This is a genomic window from Streptomyces lushanensis (assembly GCF_001700515.1).
Classification (GTDB): Bacteria; Actinomycetota; Actinomycetes; order Streptomycetales; family Streptomycetaceae; genus Streptomyces; species Streptomyces lushanensis.
The window spans coordinates 1-5,870 of sequence record NZ_MAUD01000419.1; the positions used below are offsets into that span (position 1 = coordinate 1).

6 protein-coding genes are annotated in these 5,870 nt (G+C 70.9%); 4 read left to right on the forward strand and 2 right to left on the reverse strand.

Annotation, left to right across the window (positions count from 1 at the left end; translation table 11 throughout):
* Positions 1-280: 280 nt before the first annotated feature.
* On the reverse strand, positions 281-895 hold the full coding sequence (locus tag BFF77_RS28395) for a PH domain-containing protein (RefSeq protein ID WP_066955424.1): 615 nt from the start codon (positions 893-895) through the stop codon (positions 281-283).
* Between the two features lie 109 nt (positions 896-1,004).
* On the opposite strand from BFF77_RS28395, the gene deoC reads away from it, so the two are divergent.
* The 3 genes from deoC to BFF77_RS28410 are packed head-to-tail and all read left to right on the forward strand — an operon-like array spanning position 1,005 to position 4,311.
* Entirely contained in the window at positions 1,005-1,952 is a 948-nt protein-coding gene (gene deoC / locus BFF77_RS28400) for a deoxyribose-phosphate aldolase (RefSeq protein ID WP_066955441.1), read from the forward strand.
* Between the two features lie 5 nt (positions 1,953-1,957).
* The gene (locus tag BFF77_RS28405; protein ID WP_066955428.1) at positions 1,958-3,415 is read left to right on the forward strand and encodes an aldehyde dehydrogenase family protein; all 1,458 of its coding nucleotides are present in this window, start codon (positions 1,958-1,960) and stop codon (positions 3,413-3,415) included.
* On the forward strand, positions 3,415-4,311 hold the full coding sequence (locus tag BFF77_RS28410; protein WP_066955431.1) for an aldehyde dehydrogenase family protein: 897 nt from the start codon (positions 3,415-3,417) through the stop codon (positions 4,309-4,311). The genes BFF77_RS28405 and BFF77_RS28410 overlap by 1 nt, the downstream gene beginning before the upstream one ends.
* 119 nt (positions 4,312-4,430) lie before the next feature.
* Here the strand turns inward: BFF77_RS28410 and BFF77_RS28415 are convergent, their stop codons facing one another.
* Complete coding sequence (locus tag BFF77_RS28415) at positions 4,431-4,847, reverse strand: hypothetical protein (RefSeq protein WP_066955435.1); 417 nt, start codon at positions 4,845-4,847, stop codon at positions 4,431-4,433.
* Between the two features lie 199 nt (positions 4,848-5,046).
* On the opposite strand from BFF77_RS28415, the gene BFF77_RS28420 reads away from it, so the two are divergent.
* Positions 5,047-5,730, forward strand: a complete 684-nt coding sequence (locus BFF77_RS28420) for a uridine kinase family protein (protein WP_066955438.1) — start codon at positions 5,047-5,049, stop codon at positions 5,728-5,730.
* The last annotated feature ends 140 nt before the right edge of the window (positions 5,731-5,870 follow it).

Consider the following 5,870-nt stretch of genomic DNA (forward strand, 5'->3'; position numbering starts at 1 on the left):
TGCGGGTGCCGGGGCCTCCGGAGGTGCATGTCCGGACGGCATGATTTACGCCGCGTGCGGGCCGGTTTTTTGGTGCGGTTTCGTGTGCGGCACAAATCACGCTTCAGTGTCCGGACACGCACCTCCTGCGACCCCGCCCCCCTCCCGCCGCATTCCGGCTGCGAGTCCGGTGCCGGGCGGCATATCCAGCCCGTCCGGCGATTGAGGACGGAACGGTCGGGCCCGGTGCGGGGTGCGTATCCCGGCCCGTCCGGCGATTGAGGGCAGGGGTCCCGGGCGCTCAGGTCGTGGTGAGGAGGACCGTCAGGAGGATCAGGCCCGCCAGGGACGGGGCGATCACCTCGTACGCCCAGCGGATCGTCGGGTTGCCCTGGGCCGTGGGGCGGGTGGTGGCCCGTTCGGACACTTCGCGCAGTTCCGTGACCGCGCGGTCCGCGAGGGCCAGCTTGGCCGGGTCCAGGGTCTCCGTGGTGCCGACGCGGGCCAGCCGGTCCTGGTGTCGGTTGGCGCGCTTGCGCTGGCGCAGGGAGACCGGGACGGCCCAGAGCTGGAACTTCCCGGCGTTCTCGGTGAAGACCTCGCAGGAGTACACGGCCCGTATGCCCGTCACCGTCGCCCAGGGCAGCGTGATCGTCCGGAAGGGGTTTCTGATCCGCAGGCGGTCGTTCCCGGCGAAGACCGCCGGGCGCAGGCTGAACGCGACGATCAGCGGTACGGCGAAGAGGAGGCCGGCCAGCGCCAGCCACGGCGTGCGGCCCGTGCCCCAGACGAGCGCGTCGACACCGAGCCAGGCCACGACCGCCAGCAGCAGGATCCCGCCGAGGATCCCGCCGCCCGACCGGAAGACACGGTCGCGGTAGGTCGGCTCGGACGGCTGGGGCGCGGGACTCGTCATATGCCCGATTCTGCCGTACGCGTCCGTAAACACTCGACGGACCCCGGTCACAGCTCGGACTCGCCCCTGTACAGGTCGCTACGCGCGTAGATATGCTCATCTGGTGACCATGCCCACCATCACCCCCGCATTCGCCGACGTGACCGCGTCCGACAGCGCGCTGCGCCGTTTCCTGCACGGGCTGCCCGGTGTCGACGCCGTCGGCCTGGAGGCGCGTGCCGGTTCGCTCGGGACGCGCTCGATCAAGACCACGGCCAAGGCGTACGCCATCGATCTCGCCATCTCCATGATCGATCTGACGACGCTCGAAGGCGCGGACACCCCGGGCAAGGTCCGGGCGCTCGCCGCCAAGGCCCTGCGGCCCGATCCGACCGACCGTACGACACCCGCCACCGCGGCCGTCTGTGTCTATTCGGACATGGCAGAGACGGCGGTCGCCGCGCTCGCCGGGTCCGGGGTGAAGGTCGCGTCCGTCGCGACCGCCTTCCCGGCCGGCCGGGCCTCGCTCGCGGTGAAACTCGCGGACACCCGCGACGCCGTGGCCGCGGGCGCGGACGAGATCGACATGGTCATCGATCGCGGCGCGTTCCTCGCCGGTCACTACCTCAAGGTGTACGAGGAGATCCGCGCGGTGAAGGAGGCGGCCGGAGCCGCCCGGCTCAAGGTCATCTTCGAGACCGGCGAGCTGTCCACGTACGACAACATCCGCCGCGCCTCCTGGCTCGGCATGATCGCGGGCGCGGACTTCATCAAGACGTCGACCGGCAAGGTCGGCGTCAACGCCACGCCCGCCAACACCCTGCTGATGCTGGAGGCCGTACGGGACTTCCGCGCGCAGACCGGCGTACAGGTCGGGGTGAAGCCCGCGGGCGGTATCCGCACCAGCAAGGACGCGGTGAAGTTCCTGGTGCTGGTCAACGAGACCGTCGGGGCGGACTGGCTGGACAGCCACTGGTTCCGCTTCGGCGCCTCCAGCCTGCTGAACGATCTGCTGATGCAGCGTCAGAAGCTCAGCACCGGCCGCTACTCCGGCCCCGACTATGTGACGGTGGACTGATCACCATGGCATCTGTATTCGAGTACGCGCCCGCGCCCGAGTCCCGCGCCGTCGTCGACATCGCTCCGTCGTACGGGCTGTTCATCGACGGCGAGTTCACCGAGGCGGCGGGCGGCAAGGTCTTCAAGACCGTCTCCCCGTCGACGGAGGAGGTCCTCGCCGAGGTCGCGCAGGCAAGCGCCGAGGACATCGACCGGGCCGTCAAGGCCGCCCGGAAGGCGTTCGGGAAGTGGTCGGCGCTGCCCGGCACCGAGCGCGCCAAGTACCTCTTCCGTATCGCCCGGATCATCCAGGAACGCTCGCGCGAGCTCGCGGTCCTGGAGACCCTGGACAACGGCAAGCCGATCAGGGAGACCCGGGACACCGATCTCCCGCTGGTCGCGGCCCACTTCTTCTACTACGCGGGCTGGGCGGACAAGCTCGGCCACGCGGGGCTCGGCGCGGATCCGCGGCCGCTGGGTGTCGCGGGCCAGATCATCCCGTGGAACTTCCCGCTGCTCATGCTCGCCTGGAAGATCGCACCGGCGCTCGCCACCGGCAACACCGTGGTGCTGAAGCCCGCGGAGACGACTCCGCTCTCCGCGCTCTTCTTCGCGGACATCTGCCGTCAGGCGGGACTCCCCAAGGGCGTCGTCAACATCGTGACCGGTGACGGCGGTACGGGCGCGGCGCTCGTCTCGCACCCGGACATCGACAAGATCGCCTTCACCGGTTCCACCGCGGTGGGCAAGGCCATCGCGCGCGAGATCGCAGGTACGGACAAAAGGGCCACGCTCGAACTGGGCGGCAAGGGCGCCAACATCGTCTTCGACGACGCGCCCGTCGACCAGGCCGTCGAGGGCATCGTCACCGGGATCTTCTTCAACCAGGGCCAGGTCTGCTGCGCGGGCTCCCGGCTGCTCGTACAGGAGTCGGTCCACGACGAGGTGCTGGAGTCGCTCAAGCGCCGGCTCTCCACGCTGCGCGTCGGCGATCCGCTGGACAAGAACACCGACCTGGGCGCGATCAACTCCGCCGAGCAGCTCGCCCGTATCACGGCGCTGGCGGAGACGGGCGAGGCGGAGGGCGCGGAGCGCTGGTCGCCGGCGTGTGATCTGCCGTCCTCCGGCTACTGGTTCGCGCCGACGCTCTTCACGAACGTCACCCAGGCGCACACCATCGCCCGTGACGAGATCTTCGGCCCGGTGCTGTCGGTGCTGACGTTCCGTACGCCCGAGGAGGCCGTGGCGAAGGCCAACAACACGCAGTACGGCCTGTCGGCGGGCATCTGGACGGAGAAGGGCTCCCGCATCCTGGCGGTCGCCGCCAGGCTCCGGGCGGGTGTCGTCTGGGCCAACACGTTCAACAAGTTCGACCCGACGTCGCCGTTCGGCGGCTACAAGGAGTCGGGCTACGGCCGTGAGGGCGGCCGTCACGGTCTGGAGGCGTATCTCGCCCCGTCGAGCCCGGAGGGCGAGCGCTGATGAGCACCGTTGACGCGACACGACTGAGTGTCTTCAAGACCTACAAGCTGTACGTCGGGGGCAAGTTCCCCCGCAGCGAGAGCGGCCGGGTGTACGAAGTGACGGACTCCAAGGGCGCCTGGCTGGCCCACGCGCCGCTGTCCTCGCGCAAGGACGCCAGGGACGCGGTCGTCTCGGCCCGCAAGGCGTTCGGCGGCTGGTCGGGCGCGACGGCGTACAACCGGGGCCAGGTCCTCTACCGGATCGCCGAGATGCTGGAGGGCCGCAGGGGCCAGTTCGTACGGGAGGTCGCCGAGGCGGAGGGCCTGCCGAAGGCGAAGGCCGCGGCGGCCGTGGACGCGGCGATCGACCGCTGGGTCTGGTACGCGGGCTGGACCGACAAGATCGCGCAGGTGGTGGGCGGCGCTAATCCGGTGGCGGGGCCGTTCTTCAACCTCTCCACGCCCGAGCCGACCGGTGTCGTCACCGTCCTGGCGCCGCAGGACTCGTCCTTCCTGGGCCTGGTCTCGGTCCTCGCGCCGGTGATCGCCACGGGCAACACGGCGGTCGTCGTCGCGAGTGAGCGGCTCCCGCTGCCCGCGCTCTCGCTGGGCGAGGTGCTGGCCACCTCGGACCTGCCGGGCGGAGTCGTCAACGTCCTGTCGGGACGCACCGCCGAGATCGCGGCCCCGCTCGCCGCACACCAGGACGTCAACGGGATCGATCTGACCGGCGCGGACGCGGTCCTGGCGAAGGAACTGGAGATCGCGGCGGCGGACAGCCTCAAGCGCGTCCTGCGCCCGCACGCCACGGACTGGCGCTCCGACCCGGGCACCCGCCGTCTGACGGCCTTCCTCGAAACCAAGACGGTCTGGCACCCCACGGGCAGCCTGGGCGCCTCGGGCTCGTCGTACTGAACCGTCGGGGAACTTCGGGCCCCGCTTTCCCTCATGCGGGGGAAAGCGGGGCCTTTTCAGCGCACACAACTGTGCAGAGCCGTACCGTTCCGCACCACCTCGGCCGCACCGGCTGACCGTCAGGCCGACGGGCCAGGCAGCAGCAGTTTCAGTGCCGGGCCCAGCAGCGGGAGGTCCTGGAGGGCGCCGCCGCCCTTGGTGAGCGGGTCGGTCAGGGCCGCGGTGGAGACGGGCTTGAAGTCGGCGACCTGGGTGCCCACCGCGTTGTCCAGCGGGTCCACTCCCGTGCCGGACAGCGGGTTGAGCTTGAGCCTGGTGACCGGGGTCAGCGCGCCCGTCGTCCCGTGGGTGAGCGCGCTCACGAGGGCCTGGCCCGAGGCCGCGCCCGTCTCGGCGAGCTGGATGTCGCTCTCCGTCGCCGACGCCACGGCGGCGGGCACACCGCCCAGGCCGAGGAACGCGCCCGCCGCGGTGACGGTCAGACCGGCGCGCAGCAGAGCGCGGCGCCGGGGGGTGGGGGCTGCATGACGTGCCATGAGTTTTCCTGCCTGGCCGAGTGATATGTCCTGTCGGGTAACGACTTCCGGCGGCGCGGAGATGCGGTCCGACACCTCATCAGGACCGCTCGGCCCAAGACCGCTCCCCACCGATTTGTCATCGGTTCGCCATGATCCGTCGTGGATCCGTACACCCGGGTGGTTCCTCGCGCGGATCCATGCCCCACACTGGTGTCCCGTGAGTTCTCCTTCCCCTCCGGCCCGGGTCATTCTGCTCGCGGGCCCGTCAGGCTCCGGAAAGTCCTCCCTCGCGGCGCGTACGGGACTGCCCGTACTGCGCCTCGACGACTTCTACAAGGAGGGCGACGACCCGACGCTGCCGCTGGTCCCGGACAGTACGGACATCGACTGGGACTCCGCCCTGTCCTGGGACGCGGACGCCGCCCTGGCGGCGATCGAGGAGCTGTGCCGTACGGGACGTACGACCGTTCCCGTCTACTCCATCGCCACCAGCGCCCGGGTGGACACGGAGGCGCTCGACATCGCGCGCACGCCCGTGTTCCTCGCGGAGGGGATCTTCGCCGCCGACATCGTCGCGCGCTGCCGGGAGTCCGGCGTACTGGCCGACGCGCTCTGTCTGCGCGGCCGGCCCTCGACGACCTTCCGGCGGCGGCTGACGCGCGATCTGCGCGAGGGACGGAAGTCGGTCGGCTTCCTGCTGCGGCGCGGCTGGCGGCTGATGCGCGCGGAACGCGCGATCGTCGCCCGGCAGACCGCCCTGGGCGCGTATCCGTGCGGCAGGGCGGAGGCCCTGGGCCGTATCACCGCCGCGGCTTCGGTACGGCCCGCCCCGGCCCGAAGCGTGCCGTCCGCGGTGGCCGGGACCGCCGACTCGGCCGCTCGTACCGCGGGCGGCCGTTGAGCGGCCCCCGCACCGGCCGAACCGCCTCCGCGAAAGCGGCGGCGGTTCGGCCGTCAAGAGAAAGGGGACCGCACAAGACCCCCCGGTCCTGTACGGTCCCGCTTCTTTTCCCCTGTGATTTTCCCGCGGGCCCCCACGAC

Coding starts and splice junctions, on each gene's coding strand:
- BFF77_RS28395 (WP_066955424.1), bottom strand. CDS start 895: ATGACGAGTCCCGCGCCCCAGCCGTCCGAGCCGACCTACCGCGACCGT.
- deoC (WP_066955441.1), top strand. CDS start 1,005: ATGCCCACCATCACCCCCGCATTCGCCGACGTGACCGCGTCCGACAGC.
- BFF77_RS28405 (WP_066955428.1), top strand. CDS start 1,958: ATGGCATCTGTATTCGAGTACGCGCCCGCGCCCGAGTCCCGCGCCGTC.
- BFF77_RS28410 (WP_066955431.1), top strand. CDS start 3,415: ATGAGCACCGTTGACGCGACACGACTGAGTGTCTTCAAGACCTACAAG.
- BFF77_RS28415 (WP_066955435.1), bottom strand. CDS start 4,847: ATGGCACGTCATGCAGCCCCCACCCCCCGGCGCCGCGCTCTGCTGCGC.